This is a genomic window from Sphingomonas sp. ERG5, assembly GCF_000803065.1.
Classification (GTDB): Bacteria; Pseudomonadota; Alphaproteobacteria; order Sphingomonadales; family Sphingomonadaceae; genus Sphingomonas.
In genome coordinates, this window is sequence record NZ_JSXI01000029.1 from 257,025 (window position 1) to 280,456 (window position 23,432).

Annotated in this window: 26 protein-coding genes; 14 read left to right on the forward strand and 12 right to left on the reverse strand. The window is 65.6% G+C overall.

The window, feature by feature from the left end; genetic code table 11:
* Positions 1–47: 47 nt before the first annotated feature.
* A complete protein-coding gene (locus OO12_RS12915; protein WP_034159197.1) occupies positions 48–1,166 on the reverse strand; it encodes a DUF47 family protein in 1,119 nt (372 codons plus the stop codon).
* A 171-nt stretch (positions 1,167–1,337) separates the two neighbouring features.
* Between OO12_RS12915 and OO12_RS12920 the strand changes: the two genes are divergently transcribed.
* Entirely contained in the window at positions 1,338–2,735 is a 1,398-nt protein-coding gene (locus tag OO12_RS12920) for an L-serine ammonia-lyase (RefSeq protein ID WP_034159061.1), read from the forward strand.
* 170 nt (positions 2,736–2,905) lie between these two features.
* Here OO12_RS12920 and OO12_RS12925 read toward each other — a convergent pair whose 3' ends face one another.
* Positions 2,906–3,370 (reverse strand): SRPBCC family protein, encoded by a 465-nt coding sequence (locus OO12_RS12925; protein WP_034159062.1) that lies wholly within the window; start codon positions 3,368–3,370, stop codon positions 2,906–2,908.
* A gap of 122 nt (positions 3,371–3,492) precedes the next feature.
* On the reverse strand, positions 3,493–4,302 hold the full coding sequence (locus OO12_RS12930; RefSeq protein WP_034159063.1) for a class I SAM-dependent methyltransferase: 810 nt from the start codon (positions 4,300–4,302) through the stop codon (positions 3,493–3,495).
* Positions 4,303–4,405: 103 nt separating this feature from the next.
* Here OO12_RS12930 and OO12_RS12935 point away from each other — a divergent pair, with 103 nt between their 5' ends.
* Positions 4,406–4,852 (forward strand): Rrf2 family transcriptional regulator, encoded by a 447-nt coding sequence (locus OO12_RS12935; protein ID WP_082006511.1) that lies wholly within the window; start codon positions 4,406–4,408, stop codon positions 4,850–4,852.
* Between the two features lie 202 nt (positions 4,853–5,054).
* Here OO12_RS12935 and OO12_RS12940 read toward each other — a convergent pair whose 3' ends face one another.
* Positions 5,055–5,474, reverse strand: coding sequence for a MerR family DNA-binding protein (locus OO12_RS12940; protein ID WP_034159065.1), 420 nt, complete (start codon positions 5,472–5,474; stop codon positions 5,055–5,057).
* Between the two features lie 68 nt (positions 5,475–5,542).
* Here OO12_RS12940 and OO12_RS12945 point away from each other — a divergent pair, with 68 nt between their 5' ends.
* Positions 5,543–6,319, forward strand: coding sequence for a MauE/DoxX family redox-associated membrane protein (locus OO12_RS12945; RefSeq protein WP_034159066.1), 777 nt, complete (start codon positions 5,543–5,545; stop codon positions 6,317–6,319).
* A gap of 82 nt (positions 6,320–6,401) precedes the next feature.
* Here the strand turns inward: OO12_RS12945 and OO12_RS12950 are convergent, their stop codons facing one another.
* Positions 6,402–7,193 (reverse strand): SDR family NAD(P)-dependent oxidoreductase, encoded by a 792-nt coding sequence (locus tag OO12_RS12950; protein ID WP_034159067.1) that lies wholly within the window; start codon positions 7,191–7,193, stop codon positions 6,402–6,404.
* A gap of 224 nt (positions 7,194–7,417) precedes the next feature.
* Here OO12_RS12950 and bla point away from each other — a divergent pair, with 224 nt between their 5' ends.
* Positions 7,418–8,341, forward strand: coding sequence for a subclass B3 metallo-beta-lactamase (gene bla, locus OO12_RS12955; protein WP_235364776.1), 924 nt, complete (start codon positions 7,418–7,420; stop codon positions 8,339–8,341).
* 75 nt (positions 8,342–8,416) lie between these two features.
* Here the strand turns inward: bla and OO12_RS12960 are convergent, their stop codons facing one another.
* Together OO12_RS12960 and gstA are read right to left on the reverse strand one after the other, a co-directional pair.
* A complete protein-coding gene (locus OO12_RS12960; protein WP_034159069.1) occupies positions 8,417–8,746 on the reverse strand; it encodes a DMT family transporter in 330 nt (109 codons plus the stop codon).
* Positions 8,747–8,750: 4 nt separating this feature from the next.
* The gene (gene gstA / locus OO12_RS12965) at positions 8,751–9,377 is read right to left on the reverse strand and encodes a glutathione transferase GstA (RefSeq protein WP_034159070.1); all 627 of its coding nucleotides are present in this window, start codon (positions 9,375–9,377) and stop codon (positions 8,751–8,753) included.
* A gap of 131 nt (positions 9,378–9,508) precedes the next feature.
* Here gstA and OO12_RS12970 point away from each other — a divergent pair, with 131 nt between their 5' ends.
* The 5 genes from OO12_RS12970 to OO12_RS12990 all read left to right on the forward strand — a co-directional run bounded on the left by OO12_RS12970 (position 9,509) and on the right by OO12_RS12990 (position 15,319).
* Positions 9,509–10,414 (forward strand): LysR family transcriptional regulator, encoded by a 906-nt coding sequence (locus OO12_RS12970; protein ID WP_034159071.1) that lies wholly within the window; start codon positions 9,509–9,511, stop codon positions 10,412–10,414.
* 208 nt (positions 10,415–10,622) lie between these two features.
* On the forward strand, positions 10,623–11,591 hold the full coding sequence (locus OO12_RS12975) for a ferritin-like domain-containing protein (RefSeq protein ID WP_034159072.1): 969 nt from the start codon (positions 10,623–10,625) through the stop codon (positions 11,589–11,591).
* Positions 11,592–11,644: 53 nt separating this feature from the next.
* Positions 11,645–12,649, forward strand: a complete 1,005-nt coding sequence (locus OO12_RS12980; RefSeq protein ID WP_034159073.1) for a ferritin-like domain-containing protein — start codon at positions 11,645–11,647, stop codon at positions 12,647–12,649.
* A gap of 490 nt (positions 12,650–13,139) precedes the next feature.
* Positions 13,140–14,975, forward strand: a complete 1,836-nt coding sequence (locus OO12_RS12985) for an ABC transporter ATP-binding protein (RefSeq protein ID WP_052215832.1) — start codon at positions 13,140–13,142, stop codon at positions 14,973–14,975.
* Between the two features lie 56 nt (positions 14,976–15,031).
* The gene (locus OO12_RS12990) at positions 15,032–15,319 is read left to right on the forward strand and encodes a hypothetical protein (protein WP_034159074.1); all 288 of its coding nucleotides are present in this window, start codon (positions 15,032–15,034) and stop codon (positions 15,317–15,319) included.
* Here the strand turns inward: OO12_RS12990 and OO12_RS12995 are convergent.
* Entirely contained in the window at positions 15,316–16,806 is a 1,491-nt protein-coding gene (locus OO12_RS12995) for an FAD-dependent oxidoreductase (RefSeq protein WP_034159075.1), read from the reverse strand. The two genes, OO12_RS12990 and OO12_RS12995, sit on opposite strands and share 4 nt — an antisense overlap.
* Positions 16,807–16,937: 131 nt before the next feature.
* Here OO12_RS12995 and OO12_RS13000 point away from each other — a divergent pair, with 131 nt between their 5' ends.
* Entirely contained in the window at positions 16,938–17,348 is a 411-nt protein-coding gene (locus tag OO12_RS13000) for a MarR family winged helix-turn-helix transcriptional regulator (RefSeq protein ID WP_235364777.1), read from the forward strand.
* Positions 17,349–17,381: 33 nt separating this feature from the next.
* On the opposite strand, the gene OO12_RS13005 is transcribed toward OO12_RS13000, so the two are convergent.
* The 3 genes from OO12_RS13005 to OO12_RS13015 all read right to left on the reverse strand — a co-directional run bounded on the left by OO12_RS13005 (position 17,382) and on the right by OO12_RS13015 (position 19,995).
* Positions 17,382–17,930, reverse strand: coding sequence for a hypothetical protein (locus tag OO12_RS13005; protein WP_152616408.1), 549 nt, complete (start codon positions 17,928–17,930; stop codon positions 17,382–17,384).
* A gap of 147 nt (positions 17,931–18,077) precedes the next feature.
* Entirely contained in the window at positions 18,078–19,298 is a 1,221-nt protein-coding gene (locus tag OO12_RS13010; RefSeq protein ID WP_034159078.1) for an NAD(P)/FAD-dependent oxidoreductase, read from the reverse strand.
* Between the two features lie 139 nt (positions 19,299–19,437).
* Positions 19,438–19,995, reverse strand: coding sequence for a hypothetical protein (locus OO12_RS13015; protein WP_034159079.1), 558 nt, complete (start codon positions 19,993–19,995; stop codon positions 19,438–19,440).
* Positions 19,996–20,148: 153 nt separating this feature from the next.
* On the opposite strand from OO12_RS13015, the gene OO12_RS13020 reads away from it, so the two are divergent.
* The 4 genes from OO12_RS13020 to OO12_RS13035 all read left to right on the forward strand — a co-directional run bounded on the left by OO12_RS13020 (position 20,149) and on the right by OO12_RS13035 (position 22,894).
* Entirely contained in the window at positions 20,149–20,541 is a 393-nt protein-coding gene (locus tag OO12_RS13020; protein WP_160296801.1) for a hypothetical protein, read from the forward strand.
* Positions 20,538–20,999 carry a hypothetical protein gene (locus OO12_RS13025; protein ID WP_052215833.1) on the forward strand — a complete coding sequence of 154 codons (462 nt, stop codon included), beginning with the start codon at positions 20,538–20,540 and terminating at the stop codon, positions 20,997–20,999. Before OO12_RS13020 ends, OO12_RS13025 begins: the two co-directional genes overlap by 4 nt.
* A 90-nt stretch (positions 21,000–21,089) precedes the next feature.
* Positions 21,090–21,368: a hypothetical protein gene (locus tag OO12_RS13030; protein WP_052215834.1), complete on the forward strand. Its 279-nt coding sequence runs from the start codon at positions 21,090–21,092 to the stop codon at positions 21,366–21,368.
* Entirely contained in the window at positions 21,365–22,894 is a 1,530-nt protein-coding gene (locus OO12_RS13035; RefSeq protein ID WP_034159081.1) for a terminase, read from the forward strand. Before OO12_RS13030 ends, OO12_RS13035 begins: the two co-directional genes overlap by 4 nt.
* Positions 22,895–22,951: 57 nt before the next feature.
* Here the strand turns inward: OO12_RS13035 and OO12_RS13040 are convergent, their stop codons facing one another.
* Positions 22,952–23,383, reverse strand: a complete 432-nt coding sequence (locus tag OO12_RS13040) for a YbaY family lipoprotein (protein WP_034159082.1) — start codon at positions 23,381–23,383, stop codon at positions 22,952–22,954.
* Positions 23,384–23,432: the final 49 nt, after the last annotated feature.

Here is a 23,432-nt window from a genome sequence, read left to right on the forward strand (position 1 = left end):
GGGAGGCCGGGTGGGGGAGCGGGCTGGCACCGCTTTTAAGCAAAGCCCTACGCATGATCGATCACGAGACCCTGGATCTCATTGGCGACATCTTCAAACCGGTCGACGATCTTCTCCAGGCTGGAATAGATTTCGCGCCCGGCGATGAAGGCCATCGGATCGCCGCCATTCTGCGACGCCTTGAACAGGGCCTGCACCCCGGTGTCGTGGATATCGTCGGCATGCCCTTCGAGCTGGATGAGGCGCGAGGTCAATTCGTGGAGCCGCCCGCCATTGCTGGCGACCGAGCGCAGCAGCGGGATCGCTTCGGCGGTCACCCGCGCGGCCTCGACGATGATGCCGGCCATGTCGCGCATCTGCGGCGTGAAGTCAGTCACTTCATAGAGCTGGATTGCCTTGGCAGTGCCGTTCATCTGGTCGATCGCATCGTCCATCACCCCGATCAGGTCAGTGATCGCGCTGCGGTCGAACGGCGTCACGAACACGCGGCGCACATCCTGCAGCACGTCGCGGGTGATGTCGTCGGCCTCATGCTCGCGGCGGATGATCTCCGCCACCTGGTCGGCGATCGAGCCTTCGCCATGGAGCAGCTTGGCCAGCGCATCGGCGCCGGCGACGAGGGTCGCCGCGTGCGCCTCGAACAATTCGAAGAAGCGGCCCTGTTTCGGCATCAGCGACTGGAACCAGCCCAGCATCGGTACTCTCCTTCTTGCGCCGGTACGGACGACGGGCAGCACGCGTTCGGCAAATGATGCCGGAATCGGGGGCTCGCGAAAAGCGGCGATGATTGCCTTAAGTCCGGGCTCGTCTACCGCGGCGGCGGCCTGGTCGAGCGGAAACCAGCGTGTGTCGCGCTGATTCTGTTCGGGCCAGTCGCCGGCCTGCTCGACAAAGGCAAGCGGGAAGACGGTGACGGTCGTGTCGCGCGATCGACCTGCGCGGCGATGCTTGCGATAGATGAAGTCGCCGACCGGGGTCGGACAGGGATATCCCCTGATCCCGGCCTCCTCATAGGCTTCCTGTGCCGCGGCTTCGTGCGATGCCATCCCCTTGATGGGATTGCCCTTGGGAATGACCCAGCGCCGCGTCTCGCGTGAAGTGATCAGCATGATCTGGGCCGCGCCCGATGCGTCGATTCTATAGGGGAGTGCGCCGATCTGCCGAATGGTCCGGGTCCTTGGAGTTGGCCGGCGCGTGCCGGGGGCGCCTCTATGGCCATGTTGACACGGAACGGCAATCGGTGCGGGTGGACGTTGCGGGCGGCGCGCCGGGCTCGTAGAGGGACGAGCCGACAGCCGACGCATGATCGGCGTCGCCGCGGAAGGATTATCGTGACCATGGAATTGACGGCGCCACCGACCGCAACCGCTACAGCGCGGGGGCCGGATCGGCCGATCAGCGTGGCGGACATGTTTACCGTCGGAATCGGACCGTCCAGCTCGCATACCGTCGGGCCGATGCGCGCCGCGCTCGCGTTTGCGCGCGAGGCGGCGGTGTTCGATGTGCAACGCGTGCTGGTCGAAATCTATGGCTCGCTTGCGCTGACCGGCAAGGGCCATGCGACTGACCATGCCCTGATCCTGGGGCTCGCCGGGCATGATCCAGGCACGATCGATCCCGACGCGGTCACCACTGAGGTGGCGCGGATTCGCGGGACCGGGCGCATGGCGCTGGCGGGGACACGCGACATCGGCTTCGATGAAGCGAATGACCTGTTGTTCAAGATGGGCGAATTTCTCCCGCGCCATCCCAATGCGCTGCGGTTCCGCGCGCGCTGCGCCGATGGCGTGGAATTCACTCAGACCTATTATTCGGTCGGCGGCGGGGTGATCGTGCTCGAGGATGCCGCGCCCGCCTTGCTCAACATCACCATTCCCTATGGTTTTGGTTCGGCCGCCGAATTGCTCGCGATCGGGCGGGAACGCGGCATGTCGATTGCCGAGATCGTCATTGCCAATGAAATCGCGTGGCGTTCACCCGAGGAACTCGACGCGTTTCTCGATCATGTTCGCGGGGCGATGGCGGCGTCGATCGATCGCGGCAGCGTGCAGGAGGGCATCTTGCCCGGCGGGCTCAAGGTGAAGCGCCGCGCCGCCGGGGTGCATCAGCGGCTGGTGGCGCAATTGCCGCGCGTCCACCCGTCGATGGTGTTCGATTGGGTCAGTCTGTGGGCGCTGGCGGTGAATGAGGAAAATGCCGCCGGTGGTCGCGTGGTGACCGCGCCGACCAATGGCGCGGCGGGGGTGATCCCGGCGGTGCTGCGCTATTATCAGCGTTTCACCGATGCGCCGACCCAGGCCGGCGAGCGCATCCTGCTGATTACCGCTGCGGCGATCGGCATGCTGTACAAGAAGCGCGCATCGATCTCGGCGGCCGAGATGGGATGTCAGGGGGAGGTCGGTGTGGCTTGTTCGATGGCAGCGGCGGGACTCGCGGCGGCGCTGGGGGGCACCAATGAACAAGTCGAGAATGCCGCCGAGATCGGCATGGAGCATAATCTCGGCCTGACCTGCGACCCGATCGGCGGTCTGGTGCAGATCCCGTGCATCGAACGCAATGCGATGGGCGCGATCAAGGCGATCAACGCCGCGCATCTCGCGCTGCAGGGCGACGGTACGCATGTCGTCTCGCTCGACGCGGTGATCGAGACGATGCGCCAGACCGGCGAGGACATGCGCACCAAGTATAAGGAGACCAGCCTGGGCGGGCTGGCAGTCAATGTGGTGGAGTGTTGAGGGCGCGTAATTCACCCCTCGCCGTTTACCCTGAGCTTGTCTAAGCCCGTCCTGAACGCTTGCCTTGCAGGCAGTCGAAGGGGGCCGTTCTTCTTTCTCTGGCGCGGGGAAAAGAAAGATGGTGCTTCGACAAGCTCAGCATGAACGGATTTGGGGTGGTTTCGGCCCGCCTAAGTTCGCTCTGGTTTTTGGCTGCCAGCGACAGCATCGAATGTCAGCTTCATTGCGCGCAGTCCCTCGCCGATCATCGCGCCGACCTGGTCGCGCGCCGCATCGGGCAGCAGGTCGGCGATCCACACCACGCGGCTGCCGCCATCGCCATCGGCAAAGACCTGGCACGACGCGTTGTAATGAGTGAGCGGCCCGCCCGTCGCGCCCCACACCAGCCGCCGGGTACGATCGTCACGGTCGATGATCGGCTCGATCACTTCCAGGCCATTGCCGAAGCGTACCGCCCTGCTCACCCCGGCCACCGAGGTTGAGGCATCGGCAATCGGATTGCCGTTGCGCTCTAAACTGGTGGCAACGACGAAGCCGGGGACAAGCCGGCTGTGCAACGCACCGACATCGCGGATCGCGTCCCAGGCCCGCTCCGGCGCCAATGCCGTGCTGATTTCGCCGATCACCGATGCCATGAGTGTCTCCCTGTCCGTCCATGCCCGGAACAGGCACGTCGCGAATCGCCGCAATGCGGCGCTTCCGGCCACAGGGCGAGCGGGGTGCCGCCCAGTGGCTGGAATTTCACGCTGATCGTCCCTCAGCGCCGCGCCATGGCAATCAGCGCGGTGGAAGGGATCGGCAATACCGTCGTCGCGCCCTTTTGCGCGGCCATTGCGCGAATATGGTTAAGGGCTTCGGCGCGGCGCTCTGGCGTGAGGTCCGCCCAGAGCGGCTGCATGGCGAAGAGCCGGTCGGCATCGTCGAGCGCATCAAGCCTTAACTCGAAATCATGCGTGTGCCGTTCGATCACTGGCGCAGTGAAGCCGGCGGCGATCAACTCGGCGGCAAAGGCGTCCGGCGTGCGCAATACGGCCATGCCCGCCGGTGGGGCGGGTGGGGTGATATCGGGAAAGAGCGTGCCGCATATCGTGTCGAGCAACAAGTTGGTCGCCGCGCCCGCCGGCGCTTCCCAGGTGGCGACCACTGTCAGGCCGCCGGGGCGTGTCACGCGGGCCATTTCGCGGAGGCCCTGGCGCCAGTCGGGGAACAACACGACGCCGAAGATCGACAGCGTCACGTCGAAACTCGCGTCGGCCAGGTCGAGCGCTTGTCCATCCATCTGCCGCGCTGAGACATTGGGCAGGGCATGCGCCGCGACCCGGGCGACCATGCCGGCGGAAAAGTCGATCGCGACCACTTGAGCGCCGCGGGCGGCGGCGGCCAGTGCGGCGGCGCCCGTGCCAGTCGCAACATCCAGCACAACGCTGGCGGCGGAGATATTCAGACCGGCCAGCGCATCCTCGGCGAACAGGCCGGTAAAGGGCTGAGCCTGTTGTTCGTACAGATCGATCATCGCGTCCCAGCGGGCGGGGTCGGCAAGCAGGGTCTCGAAGCGGTTATCGGTCATGGCGTATCCTCAGTGGCGGAAGTGCGCGAATATCACGCAACATCATAAGTGTCGAATCCGCCACGACACTTGCATCGATGCGGGGAACAGGGGAGATGGATGTGTGAGACAGGACAGCCGCTTATCCCGCATGCTCCATGTGCTGCTGCACATGGCGCGGCACGACGGACCGATGACGTCGGAGACGATCGCGCAGATGCTCGGCACCAATCCGGTGGTGGTGCGCCGGACCATGGCGGGCCTGCGCGAGGCGGGCTATGTCCATTCGGTCAAGGGACATGGCGGCGGCTGGACGCTGGCGAGCGACCTTAGCGACGTATCGTTGCTCGACATTCACCGCGCGGTCGGGGGGCCGAGAATCTTTGCGATCGGCAATGAGAGCGACAATCCGGAATGTGCCGTCGAGCGGGCGGTCAATCATGCGCTGGACGATGCGCTGCGCGAGGCGGAGTCATTGCTGACCGCACGGCTGGCGGCGGTCACCCTGGCCGAGCTGGCGGCGGATTTCGATGCGCTGTGCCGGTCGCGAGGAGCGGGTGTGGCGGGTTAGGGCGGCTTCGGGCTGGGTCCCGGAGTTCACAGAACCGAGCGGCCGAAACCTCCTCCGGCATATATTTTTCTTCTTCCCCGGCGAAGGCCGGGGCCCAGTTAGGAGGCGCCGGTAACAGACGTCTCGCGTGCCGGAACACGCCCTCAACTGGCCCCGGCCTTCGCCGAGGAAGCAAGGAAAAGATTTCTGGGGAACGGTGCGATCAGTGCCGGTCGAACGCCGTGATGATCGGGCAGGGTGCCGGATTGGCATTGGCGGCCGCAGCACCGCATTGCGTCGCAAGCCGGGCGAGCGCCGCGCGTGCCTCCTGCATCTCGGCGATGCGCGCGTCGAGCGCGGCGATGCGTTCCTCCGCCAGGGCGCGTGCCGCGTCATGGTCATGGCGCGCGTCGAGCGCGAGCAATTGCGCGATCTGGTCGAGCGTGAAGCCGGCGCGCTGCCCCGAACGGATGAAGCGCAGCCGGTCGACATGCCCGGCATCATAGCGCCTGATGCCGCCGCCGAGCCCGCCGCCGCCGCTGCGCTCGGGCAAGGCGATCAGGCCGAGGCGCTGATAATAGCGCACTGTTTCGACCCCCACGCCGCCGCTGCGCGCCAGTCCCGATATGGTCAACGGTTTCATGGCTTGACTCCGGACTATGGTACGGACCCCATTTGGGGCGGGTCCGATCATAAACAAGGAAATGCGTGATGCTTGCGCCCCCGAACCCGACCGCGGCCCGGAAAGCCACACTTTACCGCATGGTCATGCCCGATCATGTCTGTCCTTACGGCTTGAAGGCGCGGCATGTGCTGCGCAGCAAGGGCTATGACGTCGAGGATCACTGGCTGACCACGCGCGACGAAATCGATGCGTTCAAGGCGCAGCAGGGCGTGGCGACCACGCCGCAGACCTTTATCGAGGGCCAGCGGGTCGGCGGGTATGACGATCTGCGCCGCTATTTCGGCCTGTATGTGCGTGATCCCAAGGCATTGACCTATACGCCGGTCGTCGCGGTGTTCGCGATCACTGCGCTGATGGCGCTGGCGACCAGTCAGGCGGTTTTCGGCACGCCGCTCACTATGCTCGCCGGACAATGGTTCATCGCCTTCAGCATGTGTGTGCTGGCGATGCTCAAACTGCGCGATCTCGACAGTTTCTCGTCGATGTTCCTTGGCTATGACCTGCTCGCGCGGCGCTGGGTGCCCTATGCGAAACTCTATCCCTTTGCCGAGGGGCTGGCGGGCGTGCTGATGATCGCCGGCACCTTGCGCTGGCTGTCGATCCCGGTCGCACTGTTCATTGGCACCATCGGTGCGGTCTCGGTGTTCAAGGCGATCTATATCGAACGGCGTACGCTGAAATGCGCTTGTGTCGGTGGCGACAGCAATGTGCCGCTGGGGTTCATTTCCCTGACCGAGAATGTGCTGATGGTCGCGATGGCGCTGTGGATGCTCGCCATGCCGACGATGGGGTCAGTGATGTAAGGAGCCCATGACGTGATATCGCCGGCATGATGATGAAGGTAGTTCATGGGAGGAGGCGCCTGGCGCCTCCTCCTTTCGTGCGTCAGGCGATGGTGTTGACCAGCCCGCCTTCGGCACGCAATGCGGCGCCGTTGGTGGCGGAGGCGCGCGGGCTGGCGACATAAGCGACGAGATCGGCGATCTCCTTTGCCTCGATCATGCGCTGGATGATCGACGAAGCGCGCGCGGTGGCGAAGAATTCCGCTTCGATCTCGGCGATCGGCAAGCTCGGGTCGCTCGCCTGGCTGCGCAGGAAATCCTCGATGCCGGCCGAGCGGGTCGGTCCCGGCAGCACGGAATTGACCGTGACGTTGGTGCCGCGCGTGGTCAGCGCCAGGCCGCGTGCGATCGAGAGCTGCGCGGTCTTGGTGGTGCCGTAATGGATCATGTCGGATGGAATGGAGATGGCGGATTCGCTTGAAATGAAGATGATCCGGCCCCAGTTTCGCTCGAGCATGCCGGGTAGATAGCTGCGCGACAGACGCACGCCGCTCATCACGTTGACGTCGAACATCGTCGTCCAGTCGGCGTCGCTGATCTCGCCGAACGCCTTGCTTTCATAGATGCCGAGATTGTTGACCAGGATATCGATCCGGGGAAGCGCGTGCGCGAGCTGCGTGGCGCCCTCGGCGGTGGCGACATCAGCGGCGATGCCGGTGACCGGCGTACCGCCCGACGCCGCGATGTCGGCGATCGCTTCATCGAGCTTCGCCTGGCTGCGGCCGGTGATGGTGACGCGCGCGCCTTCCAGCGAAAGTGCGCGGGCGATTTCCAGCCCGATACCGCCGGTGCCGCCCGTAACGATCGCAGTCTTGTCGGTGAGTTGCAGGTCCATGATGTGCCTCTTTGCTGAACTGAAGGCGAGAATATGGAGAGTGACGGTCGGCGCCGCTATGCGGCGATAATGCGTAGCAGCTGTGCGCCGCATGCATCAATCATGCTCGCATCGCCTACACTCATATGAATCTATTTCATGGCTCTTCCGAGAGAAGATGCTTTGAGGCTCCCGCGTTTTTCGATCAGTCTGGCGGTGGATGATCAAGAGGATGAGTGATGCGGATGACCGGAAAACGAATGATGATCGGTGCGACTCTGGCGGCATTGATGATGGGACAGGCGGGCAGCGGCGTGGCGAACGCGCCGCCCAAGGATGATCCACTGACCCGGCCGATCGCGCCTGGCTATGCCGATCGTTGGACCAAGCCGCTGACGCCGATACGACTCTACGGCAACAGCTATCTGGTCGGTTTTACCGAATTGAATGTCGGACTGATCCGCACTAGCGCCGGGCTGATCCTGATCGATGCCGGCGTGCCGCAGGGCGTCGCGGCGCTTGAGGCGAATATCCGCCGGCTCGGCTTCGACATCCGTCAGGTGAAGTATATTCTCAGCACCGAACCGCATTACGATCATGGTGGCGGCTTTGCCGCCATGGTGCGTGACAGCGGCGCAACGGTGATTGCGGGCAAGGATGGTGCGACCTCGCTGCGCCTCGGTCGCGCATTGCCCGACGATCCGCAGGCGGCGCATCTCGATACTTTCCCGGCAGTGCCGAAAGTGCGGGCTGTCGCCGATGGGGAGACGATCACGCTCGGCGATGTTGTGGTCACCGCGCGTGCGACGCCGGGCCATACTTCGGGCAGCACGAGCTGGACGTGGAAATCGTGCGAGCAAGGCAAGTGCATCGATATGGTGTTTGCGTCGAGCTTGAACCCAGCATCCGCCGATGGTTACCGTTTCACCGATCCGGCGCATGCCGGGATTGTCGCATCGTATCGCCGAAGCTTCGCGACAATGTCGGCGCTGCCCTGCGATCTGCTGATCACCGCGCACCCCGATCAGTCGGGCGGCGATGTGAAGTTCCAGCAACTCAGCGCGGGTGTGAAGCCCAACCCATTCCTCGATTCCGGCGCCTGCCGTGCCTATGCGGCGAAGTTTTCCGCCTTGCTTGACGCGCGGCTGGCAAAAGAGGGCGCGCAATAGGAATGAATTCACCTCTCCCCGTTCCGACTGAGCTTGTCAGGCGGACGGGGAGAAGGGATTGCCCGGTGCGTGGGGTCACGCTGGCGCGAGCTTGAGCAGCGCAATGCCCGCCAGCACGAGCAGGATGCCGCCGAAGCGCCACAGGCTGATGCTTTCACCGAACAGCCAGATGCCGAGCAGTGCCGTCCCGGCCGCGCCGATGCCGGTCCATACCGCATAGGCAGTGCCGACCGGCAGCACCGCCAGCGCGCGACCGAGCAGATAGACGAACGCTGCGAGCAGCAGGAACGAGACCAGGCTCCAGCCGAGCCGGCTATAGCCCGCGGCATATTTCATCGACACTGCCCAGGCGATGTCGAGCAGCCCGGCGGTCACCAGCATGACCCAAGCGATACCCTGGCTCATCGTCTCACGCCGCCAGCTTCATGCCCTCGGCGTTCATCGCTTCGCGCACATGTGGGCGCGCGCCGACCAGGTCGAGAAAATCGCGCAGCTGTGGGAATGGGGTCAGGTCGACTCTGGCGAAAGCCGACCAGCCGATGATGGTGAAGAGATAGGCGTCGGCGGCCGTGAACGTGTCGCCGAGCAGGAATGGGCCCGACGCGGCGAACTGGCGTTCGACATAAGCAAGCCGCTCGGCGATCTTGTCGCGCGCGACTTCCTGTGCCTGCGCGCCATATTCGGGGTGGAACAGCCAGGGGCTGTACATCTTGTGCAATTCGGTCGCGATGAAGTTGAGCCAGGATTGCAAGCGGTAGCGCTCGGGGGTGCCGGCGGGCGGGGCGAGGTCGGCGTCGGGGTTGAGGTCGGCGAGATATTGCACGATCGCCACGCCTTCGGTGAGCAGCGAGCCGTCATCAAGTTCAAGCGCGGGGACATAGCCATTGGCGTGGCGGGCGGTGAAATCGGCGCCGCTCTCAGTGCGGTGCGGGGTCGTACGGATGTCGACGCGCTCCAGGTCAAGCGCGATGCCGGCCTCCAGCGCGACGATGTGCGGCGAGAGCGAGCAAGTGCCGGTGGCGTAATAGAGCTTCATGATCGAATCCTTTCTGTGGGCGAGGGGTCGCCGTCGAACTCGATCTGGGATTTGTGCATTCGCAATGCACGTTGCGATTATGCCAATCACTCTTGCATGACTGCAAGTTACTCCGATGCTATGTCAGTGGCATGAAGGACTGGAATGACCTGAAACTGGTGCTGGCGGTGCAGCGTGCCGGCGGCCTGACCGCAGCGGCGAAACTGCTCGGTATCGATCATTCGACTGCGTTTCGCCGACTCAATGCGATCGAGGCGCGGATCGGCGCGCGCGTGTTCGAGCGGCTGCCGGGCGGCGCGTATCGCGCGACCGTGGCGGGCGAGCGCATGGCTGCCGCCGCCGAGCGGATGGAGGATGAGGCGCTGGCGCTCGACCGCGATATCGCCGGGCGCGATCATCGGTTGACCGGCCGGTTGCGCGTCACATCGTCGGAGACGCTCGCCTATAGTCGGCTCACCCATCATCTCGCCGCGTTCCGGGCGCAGCATCCCGGGATCATGGTCGAACTGGCGATCGACAATCGCGTGCTCAGCCTGTCGCGGCGCGAGGCTGACATCGCGCTGCGCCCGATCCGCCCGAAAGAGGCCGATCTGTGGGGACGCAAGCTCGCCGGGGTGGCGTGGAGCCTGTATGCCGCTCCCGCCTATCTCGCGGACCATGGGCCGGTTGTGGACGGCGCGTTGGCGGAGCAGGCGTTGATCGGGTGGGAGGAAATGGCGGCGGGAATCCTGGCCGCCGAATGGCTCGCGCGCCAGGTGCCGGTCGAGGCGTTCGCCTATCGCACCAACAGCCTGGTCAATCAGCTGGTGGCGGCCAAGGCCGGGATGGGGGTCGCATTGCTGCCCTGCTACCTTGGCGATCGCGATGCCGGGGTGGTTCGCGCGGCAACGACGCCGATCGCCGAACTGGCGGGCGAGTTATGGATCGTCACTCATGCCGATCTGAAGGCGACTGCGCGGGTGCGGGCGTTTTTCGACCTGGTCGGTGACGCGCTGGTCGGCGACCGCGATCTGTTCGAGGGGCGGCGGGCAGGATGATAAATCGCGCCGTGCATCCGTCCCGCCCGTCCGCCCGTACCTGCCCTCCGACAATCGTTCGCGATGGCAGCGCGTCGGCACGCCTGGTTTCGTGGATGGCGGCGCTTCGTCTGCACAAATCACAAATAAATGAATCTTTTCAATAACTTGCAACTAATTTGAATATGGTTAGTTTGCGCTGGACGTGACCCATCAGGGAGGTTCGGCAATGACAATCGACCAGGAACAATTGATCGACGTCCTCGATCGGCGCGTCGAGCGTCGCAATGAGCGGCGTGATTTCTTCAAGGCGGCATTCGGTGCGGCGGCAGTGGCTGGCGCGGGTGTCACGGCACTGTCCTTTGCCGGCAGTGCCGGGGCGCAGGCGGCTCCGACCGATGCCGATGTGCTGAATTTCGCGCTCAACCTCGAATATCTTGAGGCGCAATTCTATCAGGTGGCGGTGTTCGGCACTGGCCTGCCTGCCGGGCAATTGACCGGTACCGGCACGCAAGGCGCGGTGAGCGGCGGGCGTCAGGTGACCTTCACTGATCCGGTGGTCGCGCAATATGCCAAGGAGATCGCACAGGACGAAGTGGCGCATGTCGCGTTCCTGCGCACGCAGCTCGGCACGGCGGCGGTGGCGCAGCCGGCGATCGATATCGGCGTCACCCCGACCAGCGCGTTCAGCAATGCCGCGCGTGCCGCCGGACTGATCGGCGCGGGCGCTGCGTTCGACGTCTATGCCAATGACGAGAATTTCCTGCTCGGCGCGTTCATCTTCGAAGATGTCGGCGTCACCGCCTATAAGGGCGCGGCGCCGCTGCTGACCAACAAGACCTATCTCGAAGCGGCGGCCGGCATTCTGGCGGTCGAGGCCTATCATGCCGGGCTGGTGCGCACCGTGCTCTACGCCAAGGGACTGGCGACGCCGTCGCTGCGCACCTCGGCCGATGCGATTTCGAATGCGCGTGACAGCCTGGATGGGGCGAGCGACCTCGACCAGGGGATCACCGGTACCGGCACTGGTACCGGCACGACATCGAACATCGTGCCGCTCGATCGTGACGGGATCGCGTTCAGCCGGACCACGGGGCAGGTACTCAACATCGTGTACCTGACCAATACTGCGGCGGGCATGGGCGGATTTTTCCCCGCCGGCGTCAACGGCGCGATCAAGACCAGCGCGGCCAACTGAGCCGCCCCATCCGATCATCAGCCAGATCGTCACCCAGTCAGGGGAGATTTCCGATGCACGATACCGACACGCTTCTCCATGTTCTCGAGATATCCGATCGTCGCCGCGCCGAACGCCGCGACTTCATGCGCACTGCGGCAAAAGTTTCGATCGCGGCCGGCGGCTTGTCGCTGCTCGCTGCATGCGGCGACAATAACGACTTGCCCGCCCCAACGCCGACGCCGTCACCCACGCCAAGCCCGACGCCGACACCGGCCCCGAGCGATGCCGATGTGCTGAATTTCGCGCTCAACCTCGAATATCTCGAAGCGCAATTCTATTCCTTCGCTGCGTTCGGCGCAGGGTTGCCCGCGTCGATGCAGACCGGCACCGGTACGCAAGGGGCGGTGACCGGTGGTCGCGCGGTCAATTTCGTCGATCCGGTGGTGCGCGCCTATGCCCGCGAGATCGCTTTTGACGAACTGGCGCACGTCAACTTCCTGCGCACTCAGCTTGGTGCATCGGCGGTCGCGCAGCCGGTGCTCAACATTTCGGGCGATGCGAGCGGGGCGTTCACCGCCGCGGCACGGGCGGCCGGCGTGGTGCCGATGACCGGCACCTTCGATCCCTATGCCAGCGACGAATTCTTCCTGCTCGGCGCATTCATCTTCGAGGATGTCGGAGTGACGGCGTACAAAGGCGCGTCGATATTGCTGACCAACAAGACCTATCTCGAAGCGGCGGCCGGCATCCTTGCGGCAGAGGCCTATCATGCCGGCCTGGTGCGCACCGTGCTCTACGCCAAGGGCGTGTCGACCACCTCATTGCGCACCGCGGCCGGGCAAATCTCCGACGCGCGCGACAGTCTGGATGGACCAGGCGATCTCGACCAGGGCATTCTTGCGACCGACCTGACCATGTCGAACATCGTGCCCACTGACGGCAACGGCATCGCCTTCAGCCGCACCGCCGGTCAGGTGCTCAACATCGTCTATCTCAACAAGGCGGCGACGGTCGGGGGTGGGTTCTTTCCCAACGGCGTCAACGGCACGATCCGGACCAGCGCTGCCAGCGGCTGAGTTCGGCCGGGGACGCGTATTCTCCTGCGTGTCCCCGGAATGCCGCCGGTGTTTCGGTATCAAGTCGAATCGATCGCTTTCCCGGCACGGGCCGGGAGGGCGATTTTCTGGTTCTGGAACGGCAGGGTCCGGGCCGGAATCACCTGCTCGGTTCATGCCGCTTTCTGGCGCAGCACCGCCTTTCTTCACGGACATCGCAAAGAAAAGAGCGGCACTTCGACAAGCCCAGGAAGAAGGGTAGGAAGTGGACTGATGCACCGCGATGTTGCCGGTCGCGCGTTTTGCTGGTAGAGGCGCTGTCGTTCCGGCTTCGAGAATAGGAGGGCCAGTGATGATGACATCGACCATTGCAAGCCTGCCTTTCGCCGCCATGGGCCTCGGCAAACACCGCCATTAGGTCCTGAGGCCGCCCTGATCGGGCGCCTTCTCCGCGACATCTCTCGACATTGCCATAAGGAGCCGGCGTGCCTTCGCGCCGCGTCACGAATCCATGACTCATGTTCGCAACAAGAGCCGCGCCGGCGTGATCGGCGCCGTGCTCGCCTTCACCTTCGCGCATTGGGCGCGACAGCGCGGTCGCGCGCTGTTCATCGGTCTTGCCATCTCGGCGGCGACGGTGACCGAAATCTTCGTGCCGGTCGCTGCCGGCAAACTGGTCGACGCGCTCACCGCCGGGACTCGCGATACGGCGCTATGGCTGTTCGCGGTGATGGCCGCGCTTGGCCTTGCCATGCTCGTGCTGCGCCATTTCGCCTGGATGAATGTGGTGCCGTTCACGCTCCGGCTGATGGGTGACGTCGCCGAGGACGCGTTCGCGCGTGTGCAGCGTTTCTCGTCCGACTGGCATGCCAATGGCTTTGCCGGCTCCACCGTGCGCAAGATTTCGCGCGGCATGTGGGCGCTCGATACGCTCGACGATGTGCTGTTGCTCGCGTTGCTGCCCTGCTTCGTCGTGCTGACCGGCACCATGCTGCTGCTCGGCTGGCACTGGCCGCTGCTCGGGCTGGTAATGGGCGTCGGCGCGGTGGTCTATGTCGTGCTGACTCTGGCCCTTGCGACGCGCTGGGTCGCGCCCGCCGCGTCGCTCTCCAATGGCTGGGATACGCGCATGGGCGGGCTGTTGTCCGACGCGATCGGCGGCAATGCGGTGGTCAAGTCGTTCGGCGCGGAGGCGCGCGAGGAAGCGCGGCTGGCGCGGGTGGTCGCCAAATGGCAGCGCCGCACGACCCGCACCTGGGTGCGCAGCACCTGGTCGGGCTCGTCGCAGATCGGCCTGTTATGGATCGTGCGCACCACATTGGTCGGTAGCGCCCTGTGGCTCTGGTCGCAGGGGCAAGCGACGCCGGGCGACATCACCTATGTGCTGACCAGCTATTTCATCCTGCACGGGTATCTCGTCGATATCGGCCATTATGTGCATCAGCTGCAGCGCGCGGTGAACGAGCTGGAGGAACTGGTCGAGCTGCATGGCGAGCCGCTCGGGATCGAGGATGCGGCGGGCGCCAAGCCGATGAAGATCACGGCGGGCGAGGTGCGTTTCGACCATGTTACCTTCCGTTATGGCGGGCATGAAACGCCGCTGTACGACGATCTGTCGGTGACGATCCGCGCCGGCGAGCGGGTCGGGCTGGTCGGTCATTCGGGCTCGGGCAAGACCAGCTTCGTCAAGCTGATCCAGCGGCTGCACGATGTGACCGAGGGCCGGGTGCTGATCGACGGGCAGGATGTGCGCGACGTGACCCAGCGGTCGCTGCGCGCGCAGATCGCGATCGTGCAGCAGGAGCCGATCCTGTTCCACCGCAGCCTGGCGGAGAATATCGCCTATGCCCGCCCCGATGCGACATTGGCGGAGATCGAGCATGCGGCACAACTCGCCAACGCCGATGCGTTCATCGCCCGGCTGCCGCGCGGCTATGCGACGCTGGTCGGCGAACGCGGCGTCAAGCTGTCGGGCGGCGAGCGGCAGCGCGTGGCGCTGGCGCGCGCGTTCCTGGCTGACGCGCCGATCCTGATCCTCGACGAGGCGACCTCGAGCCTGGATTCGGAATCGGAAAGCCTGATCCAGCAGGCGATGGACCGGCTGATGACCGGGCGCACCGCGATCGTCATCGCCCACCGCCTGTCGACGGTGCGCACGCTCGACCGCATCCTGGTGTTCGACCAGGGACGGGTCGTCGAGGATGGCGATCACGAAGCGCTGCTCGCCAATCCCGCCGGCATTTATCGCCGGCTGTTCGATCGGCAATCGGGCACCATCATCGACGGGGCGGGCGGTGAAGGGTCGGGCGGCGAAGGAACGGATGAGCCGCTGTTCATCGACGCCTGAAGAAATGATCCTCCCTCCGGCCACCCGGGGGGAGGATCATTGTCGCCATTCATGCTATGATCCGGGTGTCGCTCGACAGTCTTTGGAGTCTGGTCATGCGCGGTGCCGGCATCCTGGCGCTTCTGCTCGCCCTTTGGGGGCTGGGCTATGGCTGGTTTGCGCTCGGCTGGGATGCCGGAACCGGCCGCGCCCTTGGCGACCATGTCCTGATCGGCGCGTCCGTGCTGCTGGGCATCATGTCCTCCTGGATCATCGTGCGGCGGCGATCGGGTAAGGCAGTGCCCGTGCTGGCCGGGGTGCTTGCCGCGCTGGTCCTGTTCGTGCTGTTCTTCGCGCGGCCCTAAAGGCCCATAGCCGGGAAATAGGCCTTCAATGCCCCAATTTCCTGCGATGAGACGATCGCGCCGACATAGCCATCGGGGCGGATCAGCACCCAGTTCCCTGCCGCCAGCGCATAGGCGTCGTGCAGATGGCCGGCATCATCGATGATATCGCCGCGCGGGCCGAGGATATGGATGTGCAGGCCTGCCCGTGGCGTCACCAGCGTGCGATCGACCTCATGGCCGATCAGCGTCCAGTGCGTGCCGCGCAGCAGGTCGAATAGTCGTACCGAATGGCCGGCGGCGCCTCGAAGCCACGCATCCGGCGCGCGGTCGCCGGCGAGCAGGCCGGTGTTGCGTGTCGGTCGCTCCAGCGCGAGCGACGCGCCGGGATACCCCAGGTCGAGCTGCTGCACATCGCGCCCGCGCCTGATGTCGCCCCGCTTCGCGGCATCGAGCAGTCTGGTGGAAAGGCCCAGCATGTCCGCCGCGATCGGCCGGCGTTCCTCCTCATAGCTGTCGAGCAGCGCATCGGGCGCGCCCGCGAAGACTGCCGCCAGCTTCCAGCCGAGATTATAGCTGTCCTGGATGCTGGTGTTGAGGCCCTGGCCGCCGGTCGGCGGATGAACATGCGCGGCGTCGCCGGCCAGGAACACACGGCCGACCCGATAGCGATCGGCGAGCCGCGCATTCATGCCATAAGCCGATGCCCAGGAAACCGAATGGACCCGGATGTCGTCGCGGCCGGTGCGGTCCGCGATCATCGTGGACAGCCCGGCCGCGGAAAGGTCGGGGTCGCCCTCAAGCGGGATCGGCGCCTGAATCTGGAACAGGTCGGTGCCGGCGAGCGGACAAATCGCGATCTGCCGTTCCATCGATCCTTCGCCGAAGCGGTGCCACGCGTCCCGGTCCAGGCCGGTCAGTTCGACATCGGCCGCCACCGCGCGGATGCCCAGCGTCTTCCCCGGAAAACCGATGTCGAGCGCATGGCGCACCACGCTGCGCCCACCATCCGTGCCGACCAGATAGCGAACGCGGACCGTTTCTTCACCATCCGGGCCATTCAGCCGCGCGGTCACGCCGGTCTCGCCCTGGTCGAAGCCGCTGAGTTCGCAGCCGAATTCCGGTCGGTGCCCGAGTTCGGCGAGCCGATCGCGCATCACGCCTTCGGTCAGGACCTGCGGTACCAGCAGCGGGGCTTGCCAGGGTTCGGCGGGCGTCGCGTCCTGCGGTTCGAAGATGTGCGAGTCGGCATGGCTGCCATCGGCGCGATACGTGCGTTGCGGTGGATAAGGGCCGCCCGTCGCGACGATCCGGTCGATGATGCCGAGATCTTCGAAAATCTCCTGGGTGCGCGGCTGGATGCCTTTGCCGCGCGAACCCGGAAATGGGGCATCGATCTTGTCGATCAGGCGAAACGGGATGTTCCGACGGGCGAGCTCGATCGCCAGCGTCAGGCCAGCCGCGCCGGCACCGCAGATCAGGATCCCGGTTGCGAATTTCTCTGTCATCAGTGATTCCTTATGTGTATTATGCACATAATTGGAGAGTCGGCATGGTGTCAATAAAAAGCGTGCAAGATACACATATATCTGGCCAGATCCGGATATTGCACGGGGCGCTGATCGATATCGTCAGCGCCATGAACCGCCCGCAGCGTGATGAGGCGATGGTGCGGGAAGCGGGGATCTCGCTTGATCGGGCGCTGTTCCCGCTACTGGTCGGGATCGAACGGCGCGGCCCGATCGGCGTGGTCGATCTCGCCGACCGGGTGGGGCGCGATTACACCACGGTCAGCCGCCAGGTGGCGAAGCTGGAGAGCCTCGGCCTGGTTGCGCGCCAGGCGAGCGCCGCCGATCGCCGCGTCCGCGAGGCAGTGGTGACGCCAAAGGGCAAGATCATGACCGACGCCGTGGACCTGGCGCGCGACCGGATCGGCCGCGCGATCTTCGCGAGCTGGGACGACCGCGATGTCGGGGAGCTGGTTCGGCTGATGCGCAAATTCGCCGATGCGGTGAAGGACGATGATCCCGCGGAGACGGCGGAATCCTGACCTCTGCACTGAAGGATGTGCGCGGCCCGGATCCTACCGATCGGCCTTGACCAGTTCGAGGTCGAACCCGCCTTCCTCCTTTACCGCGCCGCGCAGCTGGGCAAGCAATGCCGCGCGGTCGGTGAAAATGCACGACGCGCCGGTTTGCGGGTCGCTGCTGACATGGCCGCCGCTCCGTTCCACCGCTTTTTGTGCCGCACCCGCGCAGCGCGGGACGGCGATGCGCCAGGTGCTGGCATTTGTGTCGAGCAGCACGAACCCGGCATTGGCGGAGGGTTGGCCGGCGGGGGCCTGTTGCAACTGCACGACGAAACGGCCGGGTCGCGCCGTATCGACCGGCACGATGATCGCGCGCCACGGAATATCGGGACCGGTGATGCTGAAGCTGTTATCGGCTTGCCGCGCGATGGTCAGGATATCGGCACTTTCGGGCGCGGTGCCCGGTTCGACCAGGCGGTAGCGGCCATCGGGGATTGCCGCCACGCCTTCCGAGGCAGCGAACCAGGCAGGCCCGGACCAGCAGCCCGACAGGAGCAATGCGGCGCATGCCATGGCGAGCAGCGCGCATCTCCGCCCGATCAAGGCTGTACCTCGCCGCGCTGGCTGACGGTAGTCGGCATGCTGCGCCACACTGTCATATCGTCGCTTTCCGCTGGATCCTGACCGGGCATGTTGCGCAGGGCGGCGGGAATATCGACCGGTTTGCGGTGCCGGGCGGGTCCGGCGCGATCAGCCGAAGCGGTAGGGGTCGAAACAGAGGGCGTCGGGATCGGGCGTGCCGGCCAGCGCGGCAGCGATCAGTTCGGTGCCGAGCGCGGCAAAGCTGACGCCATTGCCGCCGAACCCGGCGGCAAGCCACAGCCGGTCATGGCCGGCGACCGGGCCGATCGCGGGCAGGCCGTCGGGTGAGGAACCGAATGCCGCTGCCCAGGCGCATTCGACCGGCAGGTCCGCAATGTCGATCATCGCGGCGAGTTTTGCCGCGATCGTCCCGCGCTTTGCGCCGATCAGCGCGTCGCGTTGGCGCGCATCGGCAAAATCCTCATCTTCGCCGCCGGCGATGACCCGGCCATCGGCGGTCGCGCGCGTATAGAGATAGGGCGAGGACGCCTCCCAGATCATTGCATTGTCGCGCCACAAGGGGGCGGTACCCGGGGCCGTGGCGATGGCGTAGCTTGCGCCGACCGTGAAGGCGGGCGGCAGGAACCAGGTCGCGCGCTCATAGCCCGAAGCGATGATCACGTCGCATGCGCGCAATTCGCGGCCATCGGCCAGATGCAGCGTCCGCGCCTCCGTGCCCGGTTCGATCCGCACCACATCGGCGGGGAAACAGGCACGTGCCCCGGCACGGCGCGCGCGATCGAGCAGGCCAAGTGTCAGGCGCACCGGATCGACTTCGAAACAGCCGTCCGAGAGCAACGCACTGCGCGGGGCGATGCCGAAGCGGGCGGCGACATCGTCGGCATCGAGCCAGGCGGAGGGCAGACCGGCTCGACGGCGCGCCTCGCCCTCCGCGTGCAAGGCGGCCTCGTCGAGCAAAGTGCCGGCGAGATAGAGTTCGGGCCGGTCGATCCGCCCGCACGCGATGCCACTCGCATCGATATGATCGGCGAGCCGCCGGATCGTCGCAAAGACCCGCGTCCAGCGCCGGGCCGCCTCGGCCGCACCGATCCGCGCGGCGAGGTGAGTCAGCGGCACATCCGCGCCCCACATCACCAGCGCGGTTGAGGCGGCGGTGCTGCCATGCGCGGGCGGGCGCCGGTCAAGCAGCAGCACCTGGCGTCCTGCCGCACTGAGCCGGTCGGCGAGCATCGCACCCATCACGCCCGCGCCGATAATCGCGACGTCGGTCTCGCCATCGGGCAGGGGATCGGTGATCAGCGTGTTGGTGTCGTCGCCCGTCCAACAGGATCGCCCGCCGCGCAGGTCCCGATATTCGGTCAGTTCCATCGCTCGCTCCCGACGCGAAGGCCAGACGGGCGCGCGTGCTTTCAAAGCGGGACAACGCGTCGCGGTGCAGTCGTGTCCCGCCAAAATGACCATAGTGCCTGGCGATCCGGATCGCTCCCCGGGCTGACCGGCGCAATGCTCAGATGGTCAGGCTCTGCAGGGACGGTGCGTCCTCAGGTCCGTGGACCGCTTCGCAAAACCCCGCCCAGGCCATCGCCACCGTGCCCGCCTGTTCGGCCAGCGCATCGCGGCGATCATGCTTTTCGTCCGACCAGGTCCAGGGTGCGAACCCCTCGGCGATCAGTTGCGCATCGATCCAGGCATCGCGTTGTTCGGTGAGCAATTCCCATAATGACGCCGCTGCCCCGCCATTGGCGCGGACTGTCCACACGGCGCGCGCAGGGCCGCTATAATCATTCTCGTACAGGCCGGTGACCGCACCGACTTCTCCCCGCACACCGTCCAGTCCGGCGGCGGGGTCGCTATGGCAATGCGCGGCGATGCGGGCGTGAAGCGCGTTCAGGTCGCGCAGCATCGCGAACATCGCGGCGATGCGCGGGGTGGTTGCCCAATGCCGCGCCGCGCCCTGAAGGCCAGGCTGCGGATCGGGGCGGGGGGTGGCTTGCGGAATCGGCGCCGCGACGATCGCGGCGGCCCAGGGCTCCTGTCGTGTGAGTAGCTGCAATCGCGCCTCCATAGGAAATTTCCTATACTGTTCTTGCAATGTAGGAAAGGAAATAAGAGAACAAAAGGGGAATATTGGAGTCGACTCGCGATGAATCACACCTTTCTGCAACCACCGGACCATCCCGCGCCTGACAGGCCCGCTCGCACCCGACCTGTGCGCATTATGCCCCTTTCCGGGATCGGTGAATCGACCCGGGCATTGATCCGCCTGTCGCTTGGCGTGCGCGGAGTCGCGGCGACTGCGGCGCTGTTCGAAAGCGCGCCTGGCGGCGCGGTCGATCGCGCGACAGTCGAGGCGATCGCGCGTGCGCAGGACGAGTCCGGCGTACCGCTGAACGCCGAGGAGGAAGCCGGGGTCGAGCAAGCACTGGCGCGGCACAGCGCCGCCGAACTGGCGTGTCGGCAGCTATACGATGCGAGCGAGCGGCTGTTCGCGCGTACTGCATCCCGGGCCGGCGTCTCGGTCGATGCCGCACGGCTGGTGGCGCACTACAGCCCCGCACAATTGCGCCGCATGGCCGGGCTGGAACACCGGGCGCCGGGAGTCAGGTCATGAACGCCCCCCTCACTTTGTGGGAACAGCGCATCTTCGCGACGATCGTCGATGCGGCCGACGCGCAACGGCTCGCGCCGACCGCCGACGAGCTGCAGGCGGCGTGCGGCTGCAATTCGGTCAGTACCACGGTCCACATCGTGCAGCGGCTCGAACGGCGCGGGCTGATCCATGTCGAACGCTATCAGCGCTCCCGCCGCATGTTCATCACCGCAACCGGAAAGGCGACCGCTCCTGTGTGTAACAAGACTCCGCACTGGCGCACTATCCCGCGCCCCAAATCGGCCCCCACGCTCAGTGTGCAGCAGCTGCGCCAGCGCCAGCCCGATCTCGCCGCCGAAATCATCCGTGCCGCGCATCGCGACGGCATGCGGATCGATGATTTCATCGCCGACCTGGTGTGGCGCGGCTGGCAGCAGCGTGAAGCGGCGCGGCAACAGGGCGATGTCGAGCATGGATGAGGGCGGCAATCCACTCGGCCGTCACCCCGGACTTGTTCCGGGGTTGGCGCGGAAATCCGCATTTTCAATGAGGCGCTCATGACCACCAGAATGACCCGTTCCCGCCGTACCACCGCCGATGGCGAGACCGTCGCCGACCTCGCCATCACCCATAGCCGGGCCGCGATCGCCGCGCTTGTCGGGGTGATGACCAATGAAAAAAGCAGCGACGCTTCCAGGGTCTCCGCCGCCAACGCCATTCTCGACCGCGCCTGGGGCCGGGCCGGGCAGAATCTGGACGTGTCGAAAGATGGGGCGGAAGAGGAGGAGGACTTCGCCGCAATCCTGTCCGCCGCCCGCGCCCGGGTCGCGGCGGGGCGCGAATCATGAGTGGGGATCTCGGCACTCTGGCGCTCGAGATCAGCGCCTATCGCCACGATCCGCTCGGCCATGCGCTCTATGTCTATCCCTGGGGGCGCGGCGCCCTGTCCGGCGTTGTCGGGCCGCGCGGCTGGCAGCGCGAGGTGCTGAATACGATCGGCGCGCATCTCGCCGATCCGGCGACGCGGCACGTGCCGTGCCGCATCGCGCGCGCCAGCGGACATGGCATCGGTAAATCGGCACTGATCGCCATGGTGGTCAAATGGGCGCTCGACACCTGTATCGACACGCGCATCATCCTGACCGCCAATACCGAAAGCCAGTTGCTGACCAAGACCGCGCCGGAACTGGCCAAATGGGCCAATCTGGCGCTGACCGCCGACTGGTTCAGGATCACCGCGACCGCGATCGCTTCGATCGTGAAAGGGCATGAACGCTCGTGGCGCGCCGATCTGGTCACCTGGTCGACGAGCAATACCGAGGCGTTCGCCGGGCTGCACAACCAGGGCAAGCGAATCGTGCTGATCTTCGATGAGGCGAGCGGCATCGATGCGAAAGTATGGGAGGTCGCGCTGGGGGCGCTGACCGACGAACAGACCGAGATCATCTTCCTCGCCTTCGGCAACCCGACTCAGGGCAGCGGCACGTTCCGCAGCCTGTTCGGCAAGCTGCGCGAGCTATGGAACACCGCGCAGATCGACAGCCGCGATGTGGAGGGCACCAACAAATCCTATCTCGACGAACTGGTCGCGACCTATGGCCTGGACAGCGACATCGTCCGGGTGCGCGTGCTCGGGCAATTCCCCAGCGCCTCGTCGATGCAGTTCATCGCGCGCGAGACGGTGGCGGCGGCGCGAACGCGCGATCCGGGCCCGATGCTGGGCACCGATCCGGTGATCTTCGGGGTCGATTGCGCGCGCTTTGGCGACGATCATTCGACGCTGGCGATCCGCTGCGGCCGCGACGCGCGCTCGCGCGGCTGGCGGCGCTGGCACCATATGGACAGCATGACCCTGGCCGGCGACATCGCGCTTGAGGCGGCGCGGTGGAAACCCGATGCGATCTTCGTCGATGCCGGCAATATCGGCGCGGCGGTGATCGACCGGTTGCGGCAGCTATTGCCGGATACGCTGGTCAGCGAAGTGTGGTTCGGGTCGACCCGCGTGCGCGAGGCAAGTTGGGGCGCCGGCGGATCCGCGGGCGCACGCATCCGCGTCGCCAACAAGCGCGCCGAGATGTGGACCAATATGCGCCATTGGCTGGAAAGCGGCTGCATCCCCGATCATCAGGGCCTGGAGGATGATCTGACTGGCCCGGAATATGGCTTCGACGCCGGCCAGGCAGTGATGCTGGAAAAGAAGGACCATATGAAAGCGCGCGGCCTTGCGTCGCCGGATGACGGCGATGCGCTGGCCTGCACCTTCGCGGAGCCGGTGCAGCCCCGGGCGGTACCGGGATGGCTGGATCCTTCACGCTATGGGCGCGGGAGAGGGGGGAGCGAGGAAGGGGATCTGTACGCGGATCTGGCGGGGTGAGAAATCAGTTCCCTCATATGCCATCGATCCAACGGCCAGCGGGATTCGCGCGGTCCGCTATCCAGCGACGCGGACGAGGTTCAATTCCACGCTCTTCCCGGGTGAGGGAAGATCGACATGAGTGTCGGTGATCCAGATCAACCGGCCCGAACCGTCCGTGATCCGCGCCGACACCGCATAACGGTTGCGCGGCACGATGCGCGCGGGATCATAGTTCAGCGTGAAGGCAAGCGGCGGTTGTCCGCCGGCGGTGGGTATCTCGACCTTCGCGATCAGCGGCGCCGGGGCATCCATCAGGCTGACATCGCGGATCTCAACCTCCAGACGCGCATCGGCCTGCAGGGCGATGCGTTCCCGGTAAGAGGCGGTGCCGGACAGCGATACGATTTTGGCCGGCATCGTGCCCTCCGCCGCATTGTCCTTCGGTCGTGTCGTCTCGCACGCGGCAAGGCCGGCGAGCAGCGGTAGCAGCAGGAGGGCGTTTTTCATGGTCGGGCTCCAATCATCGAGCGGGCGCCGGGAATCGTCTGCGGCGCGG